Genomic DNA, 17,125 nt, shown 5'->3' with positions numbered 1-17,125 from the left:
GGCTATCGATGCGGACAAATCGGATGTTACGTCGTCAGTTGGTCAAATGAAGTTCACCGAGCGTGATCGAAGCGGTGCGAGCAAACTCTCGGACACTCGCGCCTCCACTTCCGGCAGGCATTACCCCGAGAAGGGGAACACCGCTGACCGAAACCAGATCCTCGCGATTGCATCTCTCGGCGAGGTCCGGTTCCTGCGGCCACGAACCGATCACCAACCCGGCGCAGTCCACGCCGGATGCACGTAGGGCTTCCACGGTCAGTGCGGTGTGATTGAGCGTGCCCAGGCCGGACGCAACCACCAGCACCACTGGCACCGCCAGAGCCGCGGCAAGATCGCGAGCGGTGAACCCGTCGACGCCCAAGCGGACCAGCAAGCCGCCGGCGCCTTCGATCAGGGTCAAGTCGTGGGTGGTGTCCAGGTCGCGAGCAACTCGGACTACTTCGTCGAGCGCCAACAACGGCAGACCACTTCGACGGGCAGCAGTATCCGGCGCCAAAGGTTCGGGATACCGCGCCAACTCGACCAGCGTCACGCCGCCGCCGGTCAGACGCTCGATCTCGGCCAGATCACCCGCACCGTCCACGTCGACGCCGGTCTGGGCCGGTTTGAGCACTGCAACCGACTTTCCCGACTGCAAGGCCACCGATGCCAATGCGGCTGTCACCACTGTTTTTCCGACGTCGGTCGACGTTCCGGTCACCAGGAAAATGCTCATGCTCGGGCTCCGGCCAATACTTCGCGCAGTACGCGAGCGATCTGCTCCATCTCGGATGCGGACAGCGTCGCTCGTGCGGTCAGACGCAGCCGTGACGTTCCTTCCGGAACCGACGGCGGGCGGAAGCAACCGACATGCAACCCCTGATCCCGGCACGCCGACGCGGCATCGAACGCCCGCTGCGGATCACCGAGAACGACTGAGACGACAGCAGATTCAGGCGACGGAGCACCGGTGACGTCCGCCAACTCGGATGCCCGGGCCAGGACGTCGAGCGCTCGCGTCGGCTCACGCTGGAGTACGGCGAGTGCAGCCCTGGCCGCGCCTACGGCGGCCGGTGCGAGACCGGTGTCGAAGATGAACGTTCTTGCCGCGTCGATGAGATGCGCGCGGATCTTGTTGTCACCGAGCACAACTCCGCCCTGGCTGGCGAGCGACTTGGACAGTGTTGCCGTCACGACGACGTCGGGTTCACCGGCCAGGCCCGACTCGTGGACGAGTCCACGTCCACCGGCACCGCGCACACCGATGCCATGCGCCTCGTCGACCAACAGGATCGCCCCGTACTCGCGGCACACCTGATGCATCTGCCGCAGTGGCGCGAGGTCTCCGTCGGCACTGAAGACCGAATCTGTGACGACCAGCGCTCGCTCTTCCACTCTGCTGCGCAACGTGTCGGCGAGAAAGCCCACGTCCGAATGCGGAGCAACGGCGACCCGAGCACGTGACAGGCGGCAGGCATCCACCAGCGAGGCATGCGATCCCGCATCGGAGACGATCAACGACCCTGGACCCGAGAGCGCCGTCACCGCGCCGAGATTGGCTGTGTAACCGGAGGAGAAGACAAGTCCGGAGTCCGCCCCGACGAACTCGGCCAGTTCGACTTCGAGCAGTTCGTGTTCGGTGGTGGTGCCGGTGACCAGACGCGAGCCCGTGGCGCCCGCGCCCCAACGGCGCAGAGCCGCCGCGGCACCCTCGATCACATCGGGGTGCCGCACGAGTCCGAGGTAATCGTTCGACGCCAGGTCGATCAACGGGGAGTCGACCGTGCGAGGACGGAGTTCGCGACGCAGTCCAGCGGCCCTGCGGTCCGCTTCGACGGCCGTCAGCCAATTCAGCGAGGTGTTCACTTTTCCGACCATACTTGAACACCGTTCAACTCAATGGTTAGGGTGCATCCGTGCTCACAACCGGACTTGATCCCCATGACGTCTCCGCCATCGATGCCGATGTCCTCTGGCATCCGTACGGATCGTTTCCCGCGTCGACTCGTCCGCTGATCGTCGACTCTGCGCAGGGGGCTACCCTGACGCTCTCCGACGGTCGCCGATTGGTCGACGGGATGAGCTCGTGGTGGGCCGCCATTCACGGCTACCGCAATCCCGTGCTCGACACCGCCGCCGCACGGCAGCTCGGCAAGATGAGCCATGTCATGTTCGGCGGACTGACACACGAACCCGCCGCTCGCCTCGGGCGACTGCTCGTCGACAACACACCACCTCACCTCGACAAGGTGTTCCTCTCCGACTCCGGTTCGGTGGCCGTCGAAGTCGCAGTGAAGATGTGCCTGCAGTACTGGCGGAGCCTCGGAAAGCCGTCGAAGAATCGTTTGATGACCTGGCGCGGCGGATACCACGGTGACACCTTCACCCCCATGAGCGTCTGCGATCCCGACGGCGGCATGCATTCTCTCTGGACCGATGTCCTGCGCCCTCAGGTCTTCGCGCAGGCTCCCCCGGCGGGCTATCTCCCCGAATACGTGCAGGAGTTGGAATCGCTCTTGGCCGAGCATCACGAGCACCTCGCAGCGGTGATCGTGGAACCAGTGGTCCAAGGTGCCGGCGGAATGCGTTTCCATGATCCCGCGTACCTGATCGACCTGCGTAACCTCTGCGACAAGTACCAAGTCCTCCTGGTCTTCGACGAAATCGCGACCGGATTCGGACGCACCGGAGAATTGTTCGCCGCCGATCACGCCGGCGTCAGTCCCGACGTCATGTGCGTCGGCAAGGCACTGACCGGCGGGTACATGAGTCTGGCGGCAACGCTGTGCACCACGGAGATCGCGGAGACCATCACTGCCGGTGAGGGCGGCGGGCTGATGCACGGCCCCACCTTCATGGGCAATCCACTCGCGTGCGCCGTCGCGGTGGCGTCGACCGAACTTCTGCTTGCGATGGACTGGCGGCGTGACGTCGCAACCCTCGAACGTGGCCTCGCTCGAGGCCTCGCCGAAGCCGTCACAATTCCCGGGGTCGTCGACGTCCGCGTCAAAGGCGGAATCGGAGTGATCGAACTCGAACAGCCGGTCGACATGCAGAGCGCGACCGATGCAGCCGTCGACGCCGGCGTCTGGCTCCGGCCGTTCCGCAACCTCGTATACGCGATGCCTCCGTACCTGTGTTCGGAGGCAGAGGTGGAACAGATCACAGCCGGAATGCTTGCAACCGCCCGCAGCCAGGCGAAACGGTGATCGGCACCGTAGACAGTCGACGAGATTCGATCGGCTGCACCCGATAGGGTCTGATTCATGGATCAACCGCCGAGCGAGACCTCAGCCACTCCCATCCCGGTATGGCCTGGCAGTGCGTACCCACTCGGTGCCACCTACGACGGCGCGGGGACCAATTTCTCGCTCTTCTCCGAGGTCGCCGAGGCCGTCGAACTGTGCCTGATCGCCAAGGACGGAACCGAAACCCGCATTCGGATGGACGAGGTCGACGGTTACGTCTGGCATGCGTACCTTCCGTCGGTATCCCCCGGCCAGCGATACGGCTACCGCGTACACGGGCCGTACGATCCGGCTGCAGGTCTGCGATGCGATCCGAGCAAACTCCTGCTTGACCCGTACGGAAAAGCGTTCGACGGAGACTTCGACGGAGACCGTTCTCTGTTCTCGTACGACGTCGAATCGGCGGCGGACCCCGAACCTTCAGGAGACGACGAATCTCCCGCCGTGGAGCCGCAAGAGGCTACCGACGAAACTAGTTCGGAAGCCGAATCGGACGAGGTGGGCCTCGAAGACGACTCGCCCACGGGCGATCAGGAATCGGACGAGATCCTCGAGCCCGAACCCTTCGAGCCGGAACCACTCGTCGACGAACCCGCCACCATCCCTTTCCCCCAACATGATTCGCTCGGCCATACGATGTCGACCGTCGTCATCAACCCGTTCTTCGATTGGGCGTCCGACCACTCGCCGAAGCGTCCATATCACGAGACGGTCATCTACGAAGCGCACGTCAAGGGTATGACCGCGACGCATCCCGGAGTTCCGGAGGAATTGCGCGGCACGTACGCGGGGCTCGCTCATCCGGTGATCATCGAGCACCTCACCGATCTGGGTGTCACGGCGATCGAACTGATGCCGGTCCACCAGTTCATGCACGATCAGGTGCTTCTCGACCAAGGTCTGCGAAACTACTGGGGTTACAACACCTTCGGCTTTCTCGCTCCACACACCGACTACTCCTCGGCCACGAAACCCGATGCGGCCGTAGCGGAATTCAAAGCCATGGTGCGCAGCTTCCACCAGGCGGGTATCGAAGTGATCCTCGACGTGGTCTACAACCACACCGCCGAGGGCAATCACATGGGGCCGACCATCAGCTTCCGCGGAATCGACAATGCCGCCTACTACCGCCTGGTCGACGGCGACGAAGAGCACTACATGGACTACACCGGAACGGGCAACAGCCTCAACGCCCGTCATCCGCATACGCTGCAATTGATCATGGACTCTCTGCGGTACTGGGTCACGGAGATGCACGTCGACGGTTTCCGCTTCGACCTCGCCTCGACACTCGCCCGTGAACTGCACGACGTGGACCGCCTTTCGGCCTTCTTCGATCTCGTGCAACAGGATCCGATCGTCAGTCAGGTGAAGCTGATCGCCGAACCGTGGGACGTCGGCGAAGGCGGTTACCAGGTCGGCAACTTCCCCGGCCTGTGGACCGAATGGAACGGCAAATACCGCGACACCGTCCGCGACTACTGGCGTGGTGAGCCGGCAACGCTGGGGGAGTTCGCCTCCCGTCTCACCGGATCCTCTGATCTCTACGAGGCCACCGGCCGTCGCCCTGGCGCGAGCATCAACTTCGTCATCGCCCACGACGGTTTCACCCTGCACGACCTCGTCTCGTACAACGAGAAGCACAACGAAGCCAACGGCGAGAACAACAACGACGGCGAATCGCACAACCGATCTTGGAACTGCGGGGTCGAAGGCCCCACCGACGACCCGGAAATCCTCGAACTGCGTGGCCGTCAGAGCCGGAACATACTGGCTACGCTGATGCTCAGCCAGGGCACCCCGATGCTTGCTCACGGCGACGAGATGGGCCGAACTCAGCAGGGTAACAACAACGTTTACTGCCAGGATTCGGAACTGTCATGGATGGATTGGACTCTCGCGGAAACCAACGCCGACCTCGTCGAGTTCACCAAGCGCGCAATTGCCTTGCGCGCCAAGAACCCGGTCTTCCGGCGTCGTCGATTCTTCGAGGGGCGACCTATTCGGAGCGGCGATCAGAGTCGCGACATCGCCTGGCTCACGCCGTCTGGCGAAGAGATGACTCCGGCCGACTGGGACAGCGGTTTCGGCAAGTCGTTGGCTGTCTTTCTCAACGGTGACGCGATCCCGGAACCGAACTACCGTGGCGAGCGCGTCACCGGAGATTCGTTCCTTCTCTGCTTCAACGCCCACTACGAAGATCTCGAATTCTCCACCCCCAACGCGGACTACGCGTCGGAGTGGACCGTCGTACTCGACACCTCGGTCCCCACCGGTGAGAGCGATACCGTGATCAAAGCCGGAACAACATTGGATGTAAAAGCGCGAGCATTGACGGTACTTCGCAGAACCGCTTGAGGGAGACGTGCACATGGCCCCGATAACCAGCACCTACCGACTGCAGTTGCGACCGGATGCATTCACTCTTCGTGATGCGGCCGCACAGGTGGACTACTTCGAGGCATTGGGGGTCTCACATCTCTATCTCTCCCCCATCCTCACGGCAACGTCCGGATCGACGCACGGCTACGACGTCACCGATCCGACAACCGTGTCCGAAGGACTTGGTGGCCGCGAGGCCCTGGTGGAGCTCTCGCGCGCCGTTCGATCACGTGGGATGGGCCTGATCGTCGATCTGGTCCCCAACCATGTCGGTGTCGCCAAACCTCGCGAAAATGCTTGGTGGTGGGACGTTCTCACGCACGGGCAGTCGTCGGAGTACGCGGATTTCTTCGACGTCGATTGGGCCGAGGACAACGGAGCCAACGGCGCCGACGGCAAACTCTCACTCCCGGTACTGGGTAGCCCGGACGATCTCGACGCACTGACTGTCGAGAAAGATGGCGAGGAAACACTTCTCGCGTTCTACGAGCACCGCTTCCCCATCGCTGCCGGTACTGAATTCGGATCTCCACAGGAGGTGCACTCCAGGCAGTCGTACCGACTCGTACCGTGGAACGCCGGGATCGTCAATTACCGACGGTTCTTCGCCGTCAACGAACTCGCTGCGCTGCGCCAGGAGGACCCCCAAGTCTTCGAACTCTGCCATCGGCAAGTGAAGTCGTGGGTCGACGAAGGACTGATCGACGGCGTTCGCATCGATCATCCGGACGGACTCGCGAATCCGGCGGAATATCTCGGGCGCCTGCGAGAACTGATCGGACCAGATCAGTGGCTCGTGATCGAAAAGATCCTCGGCCATACGGAACCACTCGATCCGATGCTCCCGATCGACGGCACCACCGGATACGACGCCCTCAATCAGCTGGGCGGCGTTTTCGTCGATCCCGCCGCCGAACTCGAATTGACCGAACTCTCGGCAGATCTGACCGGCGACGACGGGGACAGTGCATGGTTGCATCACACCGAACGTCAGTTCAAACGCGACACCGGGCGCGGTGACCTTGCACCGGAGGTTCGCAGGCTCGTGCGTGCAATCCGACGCGAAACCGGAAGTCGTTGCAGTGAGACCGAACTGAACGACGCAGTTGTCGTCGCGATCGCTCGGATGCCGGTGTACCGATCCGACTACAGTCCCCTCGCCGGTTTGGCCGCTCGGATCGTCGGCGACATGCACGAATTGGCTCCCGGACATGAACCATCGTTCAACGTGTTGGCGCAATCCCTGGTGAACAGCGGTGAAGCCTCAGTTCGCTTCCAGCAGGTGTGTGGCGCTGTCATGGCCAAGTCCGTCGAAGATCGACTCTTCTATCGGACGGCGCGCCTGGTCTCACGTCAGGAAGTCGGCGGCAACCCGGCATCGCTTGCCGTCTCCGTCGCCGAATTCCATCTCCACAACGCGGACCGAGCGAAGCGGTGGCCGCGCGCGATGACGAGTCTGTCCACTCACGACACCAAACGCGGCGAGGACGTGCGGGCACGGATCGGTGTTGTGTCTCAGGTGCCGACGCTGTGGGCCCGGCTGATTCGCGAGTGGGAAGACGTGTGCCCCAGCCCTGATCCGCTTACCGGATTGTTCTTGTGGCAGAACATCATCGGTGTGTGGCCGGCGGACGGCCGCTCGGCAGCCTCGGTTCCAGAGCTGCGCGAGCGTTTGCACGCCTATGCGGAGAAAGCCGTCCGCGAGTCCGGCGCCAGAACTTCCTGGAACGATCCGGACGTCGACTTCGAGTCGGCAGTGCACCGCTGGATCGACGAGGTGATCGACGGCCCGGTCGGTGATTCGGTCAGCGAATTCGTCGGCCGGATCGCACGTCACGGCTGGTCGGACTCTCTGGGCCAAAAGCTGCTCCAACTTCTCGGGCCCGGCGTTCCCGACGTCTACCAGGGCACTGAGCTGTGGGAGGACTCGTTGGTCGATCCGGACAACCGGCGGCTTGTCGACTACGGAACGAGGCGATCACTGCTCGATTCCGGCGCCGCGCCGATCGACGCAACAGGAACCGCAAAGTTGCACCTCGTTCGCACGGCACTGACACTTCGGCGGGAGAACCCCTCGTGGTTCGATCACGGTGAGTACCGGCCGGTCTTCGCTTCAGGTTCCGGATCCGGTCATCTGGTCGGCTTCTCGCGCGGCCCGGCAGGTGATCCGCCTATGGTCGTTGCTCTGGCGACGCGACATTCGCTCAGACTCTCGTCGCACGGTTGGAGAGATACGCGAGTGGACCTGCCAGATGGCGAATGGGTCGACGCACTGAGCGGACAACCCGTCTTGTCTTCGGATGCGCGGGACATCTTCGCTGCCGGGCCATGTGCCCTGTTGACCAGGGTGCGCTGAGCGGTTTCCGCTGACTGGGCATTCACCCCCGAAAAGAACTTAGTCGCGCTAACTTCCGAAGAGCAGATCATCACCACTAGTCGGAGGTTTGAGCATGGCCGCCAGTCGATTCACCGGAAAAGTTGCCTTCATCACCGGAGCCGCCCGTGGTCAGGGGCGCGCCGAAGCTGTCCGGCTGGCAGAAGAGGGCGCAGACATCATCGCCGTCGACGCGTGTGTTCAATTCGAATCCACCTCGTATGCCGGCGCCACCGACGACGACCTGGCCGAGACAGTCGAAATGGTCAAGGCCCTGGACCGTCGAATTGTCGCTACCAAGACCGACGTTCGCGACTTCTCTGCGCTGTCCGCGGCGCTCGCGGCCGGCATCGACGAATTGGGGCGACTTGACGTCGTCGTCGCGAACGCCGGAATCTGTTCTGCCAACATGTCCTGGGAAATCACGCCCGAGCAGTGGCAGGAAACGCTCGACGTCAACCTGACCGGCGTCTTCCACACCGCCAAGGCAGCGATCCCGCACCTTATCAAGCAAGGCACCGGTGGCTCGATCATCTTCACCAGCTCCGTCGCCGGCCTGCGCGGCCTCCCCTTCCTCGGCCATTACGTCGCGAGCAAACACGGCATCACCGGTCTGGCCAAGACGATGGCCTCGGAGTTGGGGCAGTACAACATTCGGGTCAACACCATCCACCCACACGGCGTGGAAACCGGAATGCAGATGACGGACATGCGGCCGCTCATCGACGCCAACGCCCACACACTCGGTCCGATCTTCATGCAGACCTTGCCCGACCCGGTCAGCCAGCCGGAGGACATCGCCGTCGCCGTCGCGTTCCTCGGTTCCGACGAGGCCCATCACATCACCGGCATCGCGATGCCGCTCGATCTGGGCACCCTGATCCGCTGATCGAATCTTCTCGAGTTTTTCCCGTCCTCGGGGAATATCGCTTCCCCGAGGACGGTTGCGCGAGACATGACCAAAACTGTTGTAGCGCAGACGTACGGCACGCCCGAGGTCCTGAAGCTGGTGGACGTCGATTTACCGGCGCCGAAATCAGGTGAAGTCCTGGTCGACGTGAAGGCGATCGGCGTCAATCCCTTCGACTTCAAGCTCTACAGCGGCGCTTTCGGCACCGACCCCGAGAAACTTCCCATCCGCCTCGGCGGCGAGGCAGCGGGCGTCGTCTCGGCTGTCGGCGACGGCGTCACAAATGTGAACGTCGGCGACGAAGTGATCGTCAGCCCCGGCAACGGCCTCTACTCCGAACAAGTAGTCGTGCCGGTCTCCTCTGTCACCGCGAAGCCCGCAGGCATCAGCTGGGAACAGGCAGCCGGCCTCCTTCTGGTCGGCGGAACTGCAGTCGACGCCCTCGACACCATTCGGGTCGGTTCCGGCGACACCGTTCTCATCCACGGCGCGTCCGGCGGCGTCGGCGCGATCGCTGTTCAGCTGGCAGTTGGTCGCGGAGCTACGGTGATCGGCACTGCGGGAGCCTCGAATCAGGATTACGTGCGCTCGCTCGGCGCCACGCCTGTGCTCTACGGCCACGGCCTCGAAGCGCGTGTCCGTGAACTCGCGCCGAACGGCGTCGATGCGGCGTTCGACACCGCCGGAACGGACGAAGCCGTCGATGCATCTCTGGCTTTGGTCACCGACAAGAGTCGCATCGTCACCATCGTCGCGTTCGGACGCGCCCAGACCGACGGCTTCGCTTCCGTCGGCGGAGGCAATCCGGCAAGTGCGGAAGCGCGTTTGAAGGCACGATCCGAACTTGTCGAACAAGCCGGTTCCGGACACCTCATCGTGAAGGTCGCCAAGACCTTCCCGCTAGCGGACGTGGCACTCGCTCACACCGAGTTGCAGAGTTCGCACCCCGCGGGAAAGTTCATCCTCATTCCCTGACGTTGCTTGCGGTTCCCTGTGTCTGAGGGGCCAGTGGAACCAACAGGGTGGTGCCGAACGCGACGAGCACGGATTCGCCTTCGCGTTCGGCATGTACCTCGGCAGTGACGAACACCTGCTTGCGCCCGGCCTTGACCGAGCGCGCCGTAGCGACAAATGCGGTTCCGACGCCCGGACTCACGAAATTGACCGCGCAGTTGGACGCCGCCACGACACCTACCTGGGTGAAAGCAGCAAATCCGCACGCGGTGTCGACGAGTCCCGCCACGAGCGCAGCGTGCAGGTGTCCCGAGTACTGGCCCAGATCCTCACGCCATTCGAGCCGCAGACAAACGCGACCCGGTTCGGCCTCCGTGACTTCGAATCCGGCCCACCGGTTGAAGGCCGCCGAGGCGTTGACCGCGCGCAACTGTTCGAGCATTTCAGAATTTCCCATGTAGACCAGTCTACATAGATTGTGGTGGATCGCAGGGGTGTTTAAGCTCCAACTCGTGGCGACTCCCCCGAAACACCGCGAAGCACTCGTACGAGCTGCGGCCGATCTGTTTCGCCGCCAGGGGTATGCGGCAACGGGCCTCAACGAGATCCTCAAGTCGAGCGGGGCGCCGAAAGGTTCGCTCTACCACTACTTTCCCGGCGGCAAAGAGCAGATCGGCGAAGAGGTCGTCCGCGTCGGCGGGCAATTGGTCACCGACACCCTGACCGAACTCGCCGACAGCCAATCGGACGCCGGGTCGCTACTGCGCGAGTACGCGCGGTTGCTCGCCGGATGGGTGAGCGATTCGGATTTCCACGAAGGCTCGCCGATCACGACGGTGTTGTTGGAACTTGCCCCCGATTCGGAGAGCGTGACAGCCGCCGGACAGGCGGTGTATCGACAGTGGACTTCGCTACTGCGCGACACACTGATCGCGTCCGGGGTCGGACGTGCGCGAGCGGAACGGCTTGCCATCCTGGCAGTGTCCGCGCTCGAGGGCTCGCTGGTGCGGGCTCGCGTCGAACGATCCGGTCAGCCGATTCTCGATTCCCTCGGCGAGGTCGCCGACGTGTTCGACGGAGCAATCGCCGCGGCGCACTCGCACTGAGCGAACGCGACCTGAGCGAACGGCACTCTCGGTCTCATGAAGGCGCCGAAAGGTACGTTCGCTCGGAATCGGAGGGTGGCTCAGTCGGCTTCCGGGCGCCACCTCGAGCACCACCGCGGGCCGCGCCGATCCCTGCGACGACGACGCACGCGATACCTGCCACGGCCAGAACACTCGGAACCTGTTGCAGCACAACCAGACCGATAAGCTGCGCGAAAGCAGGCTCGAGACTCATCAGCGTGCCGAACGCCGCCGTGGACAGCCTTCGCAACGAGACCATCTCCAGAACGAACGGCACGACGGGCAGCAAGATCGCGAGTCCGAGGCCCACGAGAATCAGATGCGGAGTCAGCCGCCCGATAGCCGAGTGGCCTACGGCAATTGTCGCGGCCAACCCGGCTACCGCCATCGACACCGCCAGCCCGTTGATACCGGCAACCTCGTCGCCGACGCGCTGGGTGAGCAAAATGTACATCGCCCAGCAGAGCGCCGCACCGAGTGCGTACGCCACACCGACCAGATCGACTGTCCCGGCCCATGGTTCGGTGAGAAGCACGACGCCCACGCCTGCCAGAACCGGCCACAGAACACGGCCACGCCCCCGGAGCAATGCAACCGTCAGCGGACCCAAGAATTCCAATGCGCTTGCTGTTCCCAGCGGAAGGCGCTCCACCGCTGCCATGAACAGGAGCGTCATGCCTGCGGTGACCACACCCAGAACCACGCAAGCCAGAAACGCCTTGCGAGTGAACGCCGAAGGGCGGGGCCTGACGATGATCAGAAGAATGATGCCTGCCCAGGCGAGTCGTAGCCACGCCGCTCCGTCTGCGCCGAGCTGATCGATCAGGCCCACCGACACGGCGAGCCCGAGCTGCACGCACAACATCGCCAAAACAGCCAGGCCCACTCCGGCCCGCGCTTTCGTATCCATAGCTGAATTGAACGGGAGGCCAACCGTTCGTGTCCACGCGATTTTGACCTACATTATGTTCACGATTAGTGAATGATCGAAGGATGGAAACCCGTCGACTCCATCTCCTCCTCGAACTCTCCCGCTTGGGTTCGATGCGTGCGGTCGCCGAAGCGCACAACCTCACGACGTCGACCGTGTCCCAACAACTCGCGGCCTTGACCGCGGAGACCGGTACCGCACTGATCGAGCCCGACGGTCGCCGGGTGCGGCTGACGCCGGCCGGTCAACGACTGGCCGATCATGCCGTCACCATCCTGGCAGCCGTCGATGCAGCTCGCCTGGACCTCGATCCGGACGCGGAACCGGTGGGGACCCTGCGAGTCGGCGGATTCGCAACTGCGATCAGAACCGCGATGCTCCCCGTCGCTCGAAGCCTGCAACGCAGTCACCCGCAGGTGGACGTGATGATCTACGAATACGAACCCGTCGAGGCTTTTGCACTCCTCGAACGCGACGATCTAGACCTCGCACTGACGTACGACTACAACCTTGCCCCCGCGTCGCCGAGCCCACTACTCGAAGCAATTCCGCTCTGGTCGACGCCATGGGGACTGTGTGTTCCCGGCGACGCCAAAGCTCCCGACAAGTCCACAGAATCCGGAATCGATCTCCGCGCCTTCGCCGACACGTCATGGATAGTGAACTCACGCAACACGGCAGACGAGCGCGCTGTGCGAACCCTCGCGTCGCTGGCCGGGTTCACCCCTCGGATCACTCACCAGATCGACAGTCTCGACTTGGTCGAACTCTTGATCCTCAGTGGTTACGGCGTGGGGCTGATGCCGCTCGAACGCAAGACTCGCGAAGGCGTGCGCGTCGAACCACTCGTCGATCCGCCCGTCATCCTCACTGCCTATGCGGTGACGCGTCGCGGCCGATCGTCGTGGCCGCCGCTTCGGCTCGTGTTGGACCGACTCACGGCCTACCGATAACTCACATCCGATCAGCGTCGCCGTCGCGGCGCTGCTGCTTGGCAATTCGACGCTGCTCTTCCGCCCGTTCGCGGCACTGACGCAAGAAGGCTTCGTCCGCCGCCGGATCCTGCGCAACGGCACGTCCCGGGCGCTCGTATTCGCCGTACCCGGTTGGGCCGACGTATCCGCGGGGCGCGTTCTGTCCGCGCCCGACCACCAGCCACAGAACCGATCCCAAAGTAGGAAGGAAGATGATGATCAGAATCCAGACGACCTTGGGTAGGTACTGGATGTAGGCGTCATCTCTCGTGATGGCGTCGACGATGCAGAAAATCCACAGCAACATCGTGATGAGGCCGAACAAGGCATAGGGCACGCTGGCGATTCCTCCCGAGAATAAAAAACCCTCGCCATGCTAACGAAAACAGACCAATTAGTACATTAGATTCTGGCGAATGTTGAACTCGAGCCATCCTCGGTATGCATCGACGTCCCATCCACTGACCCGACGCAATTGCTGATGAAGCTGAGGCGAGACGAAAGCGGCAAGTATGCCCGCAGCTTTCTCGAGCGAAATCTCAGGCCTCAACAAGCCATGCTCGGAGAGACCCTCGGCTATCGACATCGCATTGACGGCCGACTGATCCGACGACTCCTCGGATAGTCGACGCATGTCGGCATCCGCACCCGAGGATTCGACCGCGACCATCATCAGAGCGCCGGCACGTTCGAGCAGTCCGATGCCCTGAGCCACGATCTGGGAGACGATCCGGCGAACGTCATCGGGGTCCGCGGCCAGGTTCGGCGCGCCGAGTGGAACCTCTTCGGCATCGAGCGCCGCAGCGAGGGCCGCTTCGAAGATCTCGAGTTTCCCGCCAGGGAAGGCTGTGAACACCGTCCGATCGGCGACGCCGGCCGAGGCGGCAATCTGCTTGACGGTGGCACTGACATACCCGTCTCGAACAAACAAGGCCGTCGCCGCATCACGAATGAGTTCACGCGTTCGCTGCGCGGAAGCTTCACGCACGCGGGAGTGGTACTGGCGTCTGCCCTCCATTGCGCACACTTTAGCCGCATTCGATGCAACGACCATGCATGGAAAGAATCGTGCAGCTCAGGAGCCTTTTCCGGGGTGATCTATCCAGCCGTCGCTACCGGGAAACACCAACGCCTCGTGGCCGTTGTCGTACCTGACCAGATAGGGAGGACCGCCGTCCTCGCCGTGCACCTCGAGAACCTCGGCAGTTACCTCCGCCTGCCCCACCACGCGCCCCTGGACGTGGAGACGGTCACCCACTTCGGCATGCATCACTCCTCCTCGCTGCCCGCTCGCGCAGGCGCAGACCAACCACTGACGTTGTTCCCGCCATGCCGACTCGGAAACCCTGGGGCGAGTTGCCGTCGTGAGAAATCGCATATTCACCGAAGATGACAGTGACGGGTGAACAGTGGTTCACTCATGGGTGAATTCCCGTTCACCATCGCCGCGTGAAGGACCGTCTCTTGGCATTGCACTCGTCTCCGACCACTCGCCGTTCAAGTCGGCTCATTACCGCAATTCTCTGTCTTTCCGGCACCGTGGTCGCGCTGCAACAAACGATGGTCATTCCGTTGTTGCCCGATTTCCCGAAGATCCTCGGCGTCAGCGCTGACGACGCCTCCTGGCTCGTCACCGTCACGCTCCTCACGAGTGCCGTCGCCACTCCGATCGTCTCCCGCCTGGCAGACATGTTCGGAAAACGACGCATGATGCTGATCTCGATGACGATGATCGTGGTCGGATCACTGGTGGCGGCGATCGGCGGCAACTTTGTCGCCCTGCTGATCGGACGTGGTCTCCAGGGCTTCGCGATCTCGATGATCCCCGTCGGAATCAGCATCATGCGCGACGAACTGCCCAAGGAGAAGGTGGCGTCGGCAACAGCGTTGATGAGTGCCACTCTCGGAATCGGCAGCGCACTCGGGCTCCCGCTGTCCGGGTTGATCTTCGAGCATCTGGGCTGGCCCGCCATCTTCTGGCTCTCGGCGATCGTGGGCGTCCTGCTGATCATCGCGGTAGCCGTCGTCGTCCCGGAATCGAGTGTTCGTACCCGCGGCAAATTCGACTTCCTGGGCGCGGTCATGCTCTCGACAGCACTCACGGCGATCCTCCTCGCCATCTCCAAGGGCGCCCGTTGGGGATGGACGAGCGAACTGACATTGCTGATGTTCGTCATCGGAATCGTGACTCTCGCATTGTGGTTCCCTTACGAACTCCGCGTCACCCAGCCGATGGTCGATCTACGAACGTCGGCCAAGCGGCCTGTTCTGCTGACCAACGTCGCCTCGATCCTCGTCGGCTTCTCGATGTACGCGAACAACCTCTCCACCACCCAACAACTTCAGATGCCGAAGATCTCCGGCTACGGCTTCGAACTGGGCGTGATGGCGGCCGGACTGTGCATGATTCCGGCAGGCCTCGCGATGGTCTTCTTCGCGCCCGTCTCCGCGAACATCACGAAGCGATTCGGAGCCAAGATCACCCTGATCGTCGGCGGCACGGTGCTCGCGCTCGCCTACATCGCGCGAGTGTTCCTGACCGGTTCGATAGCACTGATCATCATCAGCGCGGCGGTGGTCAGCATCGGAACCGCAATTGCCTACTCCGCGATGCCGATGCTGATCATGCGATCGGTTCCGATTACCGAAACCGCGTCGGCAAACGGCCTCAATTCGCTGCTCCGCTCAGTCGGTACTTCCACGTCCAGCGCGGTGGTTGCCGCCATGCTCACGTCGATGGTCATCCCGTCCGGGCCGGGCGAGGGCCTTCCGTCGATCGACGCCTTCAAGAACATCTTCTGGCTGGCCGCCCTCGCCGCCGTGGCTGCTGCCGCTGCCGCTGCGTTCATTCCTCGCCGCGGCGCAAAACCGGAAGCGGCACTTCGCCCGGTGACCCCGGAAGGGTTCGAGCTTCCCGACGCCGCCGTGTCCGAAACGGAAATTGTGGTTGCCGGTCGTGTGATCCGGGCCGACAGCCGACCGATCCGGCAGGCCGTTGTCACCGTGATGGACATGGAGGGTCGACCGATCGATTGGAGTCGCGCCGACAACGAGGGCAACTTTTCCCTCGCCCTACCCCGGCCCGGACGGTATTTGGTAGTGACGAGTGCCGACGGCTGGTCCCCTCGGTCGCAGGTGATCGCTTTCGACAGCGCGCAATCGACGCACACCGTCGAACTCGGTGACCGCCTCACCATCTCCGGCAAGGTCGGAGTCGGCGGCCGAACAACCTCGGGAACCGTCGTCACGCTCACGAAACCGACCGGCGAATTCGTCGCATCCACCGTCACCGACGGAACCGGGCACTACGGAATCGCGCTCCCGACATCCGGCCGGTACATCCTGACCGCGCTGACCGAGAGCGGACACGGCACATTGGCTCGTCAGATAGCGGTCATCGCGCAGTCCACCGTCGTCGATTTCGACGTACCCGTCGATGCCGAGCCGTTGACGACAGTATGAACGCCAGTACGAGCAACCGAACGCATGGCGATCGGGTATCGAGGCGAGCGACATGAGCAGCGGCGAAGCCAGCATCCTCACAGCAGCGAAAGCCTTGTTCGCGGAACGAGGTTACGCATCGACGACCATCAAGGACATCGCGGTCGCAGCCGGCTACTCCCCTGCCCTGGTCATGAAGATCTACGGCAGCAAAGCTCGGCTGTACTCGGCTGCGATCCCGTCCGCACCTCCGATGGACGAGGATCCGAATGCCGACGCCACCGGAGACATCGGCTGTCAACTGGTCGAGAAACTTGTCGCTCGTAGAGAATCCGACGAAACCGATCCGTGGGCAATGCTCGCAGTACACGTTCACGAGGCGCCAGATCCGGCCGCCGCTCGGGCCGAGATCAAGCAACGATACGTTCACGGGATCGCGCGCCGCATCGGCGACACGGAGCCCGGTTTGGTACGCAGCCAGATCGTCGTCTCACTGCTGCTCGGACTGGCCACCGGCATGCGGACGCTCGAACTCCTCGGTGAGGATTCACTGTCGTCGGAGGATCTGATCCGGCGCTACGGAAGGCTGATTCAAATAGCCGTCGACGAAATCGAACCGGTATCCGAGCACGAATCGTTCATCAGTGACACGGTGGAGGAATGACTACTTACCGATACCTCGACGCCGACCGGAATCTCCTCGAAGAGAAAGATTTCGAAACCGAGCAGGACGCACAGGAATACCGACTCTCCGTCCTCGGTGCCGAACACATCGAGCCCGCGGGCGAATGACGCCTCCGCA

The 17,125-nt window shown here is 63.0% G+C and carries 17 protein-coding genes; 10 read left to right on the top strand and 7 right to left on the bottom strand.

Going from position 1 to position 17,125, the window contains the following annotated elements; genetic code table 11:
* Window positions 1-34 precede the first annotated feature (34 nt).
* The gene (gene bioD, locus GN300_RS28600; protein WP_007733117.1) at window positions 35-718 is read right to left on the bottom strand and encodes a dethiobiotin synthase; all 684 of its coding nucleotides are present in this window, start codon (window positions 716-718) and stop codon (window positions 35-37) included.
* Window positions 715-1,860, bottom strand: a complete 1,146-nt coding sequence (locus tag GN300_RS28595) for an 8-amino-7-oxononanoate synthase (protein ID WP_047270122.1) — start codon at window positions 1,858-1,860, stop codon at window positions 715-717. Before GN300_RS28595 ends, bioD begins: the two co-directional genes overlap by 4 nt.
* Before the next feature lie 38 nt (window positions 1,861-1,898).
* Between GN300_RS28595 and GN300_RS28590 the strand changes: the two genes are divergently transcribed.
* The 5 genes from GN300_RS28590 to GN300_RS28570 all read left to right on the top strand — a co-directional run bounded on the left by GN300_RS28590 (window position 1,899) and on the right by GN300_RS28570 (window position 9,871).
* Window positions 1,899-3,191, top strand: coding sequence for an adenosylmethionine--8-amino-7-oxononanoate transaminase (locus tag GN300_RS28590; RefSeq protein WP_063316129.1), 1,293 nt, complete (start codon window positions 1,899-1,901; stop codon window positions 3,189-3,191).
* A gap of 57 nt (window positions 3,192-3,248) precedes the next feature.
* A complete protein-coding gene (gene glgX, locus GN300_RS28585; RefSeq protein WP_003941662.1) occupies window positions 3,249-5,588 on the top strand; it encodes a glycogen debranching protein GlgX in 2,340 nt (779 codons plus the stop codon).
* A 13-nt stretch (window positions 5,589-5,601) separates the two neighbouring features.
* Window positions 5,602-7,968 carry a malto-oligosyltrehalose synthase gene (gene treY / locus GN300_RS28580; protein WP_063316130.1) on the top strand — a complete coding sequence of 789 codons (2,367 nt, stop codon included), beginning with the start codon at window positions 5,602-5,604 and terminating at the stop codon, window positions 7,966-7,968.
* A 94-nt stretch (window positions 7,969-8,062) separates the two neighbouring features.
* Window positions 8,063-8,875, top strand: coding sequence for a mycofactocin-coupled SDR family oxidoreductase (locus GN300_RS28575; RefSeq protein ID WP_063316131.1), 813 nt, complete (start codon window positions 8,063-8,065; stop codon window positions 8,873-8,875).
* 66 nt (window positions 8,876-8,941) lie between these two features.
* On the top strand, window positions 8,942-9,871 hold the full coding sequence (locus GN300_RS28570; RefSeq protein ID WP_054781568.1) for an NADP-dependent oxidoreductase: 930 nt from the start codon (window positions 8,942-8,944) through the stop codon (window positions 9,869-9,871).
* Here the strand turns inward: GN300_RS28570 and GN300_RS28565 are convergent.
* Window positions 9,861-10,307: a PaaI family thioesterase gene (locus tag GN300_RS28565; protein ID WP_223304504.1), complete on the bottom strand. Its 447-nt coding sequence runs from the start codon at window positions 10,305-10,307 to the stop codon at window positions 9,861-9,863. The genes GN300_RS28570 and GN300_RS28565 overlap by 11 nt on opposite strands.
* 55 nt (window positions 10,308-10,362) lie before the next feature.
* Here GN300_RS28565 and GN300_RS28560 point away from each other — a divergent pair, with 55 nt between their 5' ends.
* On the top strand, window positions 10,363-10,956 hold the full coding sequence (locus tag GN300_RS28560) for a TetR/AcrR family transcriptional regulator (protein ID WP_063316132.1): 594 nt from the start codon (window positions 10,363-10,365) through the stop codon (window positions 10,954-10,956).
* A gap of 34 nt (window positions 10,957-10,990) precedes the next feature.
* Here the strand turns inward: GN300_RS28560 and GN300_RS28555 are convergent, their stop codons facing one another.
* Window positions 10,991-11,887 (bottom strand): DMT family transporter, encoded by an 897-nt coding sequence (locus GN300_RS28555; RefSeq protein ID WP_042921816.1) that lies wholly within the window; start codon window positions 11,885-11,887, stop codon window positions 10,991-10,993.
* An 83-nt stretch (window positions 11,888-11,970) separates the two neighbouring features.
* Between GN300_RS28555 and GN300_RS28550 the strand changes: the two genes are divergently transcribed.
* Window positions 11,971-12,861: a LysR family transcriptional regulator gene (locus tag GN300_RS28550; RefSeq protein ID WP_063316133.1), complete on the top strand. Its 891-nt coding sequence runs from the start codon at window positions 11,971-11,973 to the stop codon at window positions 12,859-12,861.
* Window position 12,862: 1 nt separating this feature from the next.
* Here GN300_RS28550 and GN300_RS28545 read toward each other — a convergent pair whose 3' ends face one another.
* Genes GN300_RS28545 through GN300_RS28535 form a run of 3 tightly spaced genes read right to left on the bottom strand, consistent with a single transcriptional unit; the run spans window position 12,863 to window position 14,152 of the window.
* On the bottom strand, window positions 12,863-13,219 hold the full coding sequence (locus GN300_RS28545; RefSeq protein ID WP_003941757.1) for a PLD nuclease N-terminal domain-containing protein: 357 nt from the start codon (window positions 13,217-13,219) through the stop codon (window positions 12,863-12,865).
* 57 nt (window positions 13,220-13,276) lie between these two features.
* Window positions 13,277-13,900 (bottom strand): TetR/AcrR family transcriptional regulator, encoded by a 624-nt coding sequence (locus GN300_RS28540; RefSeq protein ID WP_037129760.1) that lies wholly within the window; start codon window positions 13,898-13,900, stop codon window positions 13,277-13,279.
* Between the two features lie 57 nt (window positions 13,901-13,957).
* Window positions 13,958-14,152, bottom strand: coding sequence for a DUF1918 domain-containing protein (locus tag GN300_RS28535; RefSeq protein ID WP_003941743.1), 195 nt, complete (start codon window positions 14,150-14,152; stop codon window positions 13,958-13,960).
* A 179-nt stretch (window positions 14,153-14,331) separates the two neighbouring features.
* Between GN300_RS28535 and GN300_RS28530 the strand changes: the two genes are divergently transcribed.
* From GN300_RS28530 to GN300_RS29840, 3 genes are read left to right on the top strand one after another with little or no spacing between them, the layout of a single operon-like run.
* The gene (locus tag GN300_RS28530; protein ID WP_030537115.1) at window positions 14,332-16,344 is read left to right on the top strand and encodes an MFS transporter; all 2,013 of its coding nucleotides are present in this window, start codon (window positions 14,332-14,334) and stop codon (window positions 16,342-16,344) included.
* 52 nt (window positions 16,345-16,396) lie between these two features.
* Complete coding sequence (locus tag GN300_RS28525) at window positions 16,397-16,987, top strand: TetR/AcrR family transcriptional regulator (RefSeq protein ID WP_003941800.1); 591 nt, start codon at window positions 16,397-16,399, stop codon at window positions 16,985-16,987.
* Window positions 16,984-17,115 (top strand): hypothetical protein, encoded by a 132-nt coding sequence (locus tag GN300_RS29840; protein WP_007733137.1) that lies wholly within the window; start codon window positions 16,984-16,986, stop codon window positions 17,113-17,115. The genes GN300_RS28525 and GN300_RS29840 overlap by 4 nt, the downstream gene beginning before the upstream one ends.
* The last annotated feature ends 10 nt before the right edge of the window (window positions 17,116-17,125 follow it).

Origin of the sequence: Rhodococcus sp. Ni2, from assembly GCF_021352185.1 — a bacterium.
GTDB classification, from domain to species: Bacteria; Actinomycetota; Actinomycetes; order Mycobacteriales; family Mycobacteriaceae; genus Rhodococcus_F; species Rhodococcus_F qingshengii.
The sequence above is the reverse complement of the archived record's forward strand: the minus strand, read 5'-3'. Positions and strand labels throughout refer to the sequence as shown.

Excerpts from the sequence above, each read along its gene's own strand:
- GN300_RS28550 (WP_063316133.1), top strand. The coding sequence starts at position 11,971 with ATGGAAACCCGTCGACTCCATCTCCTCCTCGAACTCTCCCGCTTGGGT.
- treY (WP_063316130.1), top strand. The coding sequence starts at position 5,602 with ATGGCCCCGATAACCAGCACCTACCGACTGCAGTTGCGACCGGATGCA.
- GN300_RS28565 (WP_223304504.1), bottom strand. The coding sequence starts at position 10,307 with ATGGGAAATTCTGAAATGCTCGAACAGTTGCGCGCGGTCAACGCCTCG.
- GN300_RS28535 (WP_003941743.1), bottom strand. The coding sequence starts at position 14,152 with ATGCATGCCGAAGTGGGTGACCGTCTCCACGTCCAGGGGCGCGTGGTG.
- GN300_RS28595 (WP_047270122.1), bottom strand. The coding sequence starts at position 1,860 with ATGGTCGGAAAAGTGAACACCTCGCTGAATTGGCTGACGGCCGTCGAA.
- GN300_RS28540 (WP_037129760.1), bottom strand. The coding sequence starts at position 13,900 with ATGGAGGGCAGACGCCAGTACCACTCCCGCGTGCGTGAAGCTTCCGCG.
- GN300_RS29840 (WP_007733137.1), top strand. The coding sequence starts at position 16,984 with ATGACTACTTACCGATACCTCGACGCCGACCGGAATCTCCTCGAAGAG.
- GN300_RS28525 (WP_003941800.1), top strand. The coding sequence starts at position 16,397 with ATGAGCAGCGGCGAAGCCAGCATCCTCACAGCAGCGAAAGCCTTGTTC.
- GN300_RS28570 (WP_054781568.1), top strand. The coding sequence starts at position 8,942 with ATGACCAAAACTGTTGTAGCGCAGACGTACGGCACGCCCGAGGTCCTG.
- GN300_RS28575 (WP_063316131.1), top strand. The coding sequence starts at position 8,063 with ATGGCCGCCAGTCGATTCACCGGAAAAGTTGCCTTCATCACCGGAGCC.
- glgX (WP_003941662.1), top strand. The coding sequence starts at position 3,249 with ATGGATCAACCGCCGAGCGAGACCTCAGCCACTCCCATCCCGGTATGG.
- bioD (WP_007733117.1), bottom strand. The coding sequence starts at position 718 with ATGAGCATTTTCCTGGTGACCGGAACGTCGACCGACGTCGGAAAAACA.
- GN300_RS28555 (WP_042921816.1), bottom strand. The coding sequence starts at position 11,887 with ATGGATACGAAAGCGCGGGCCGGAGTGGGCCTGGCTGTTTTGGCGATG.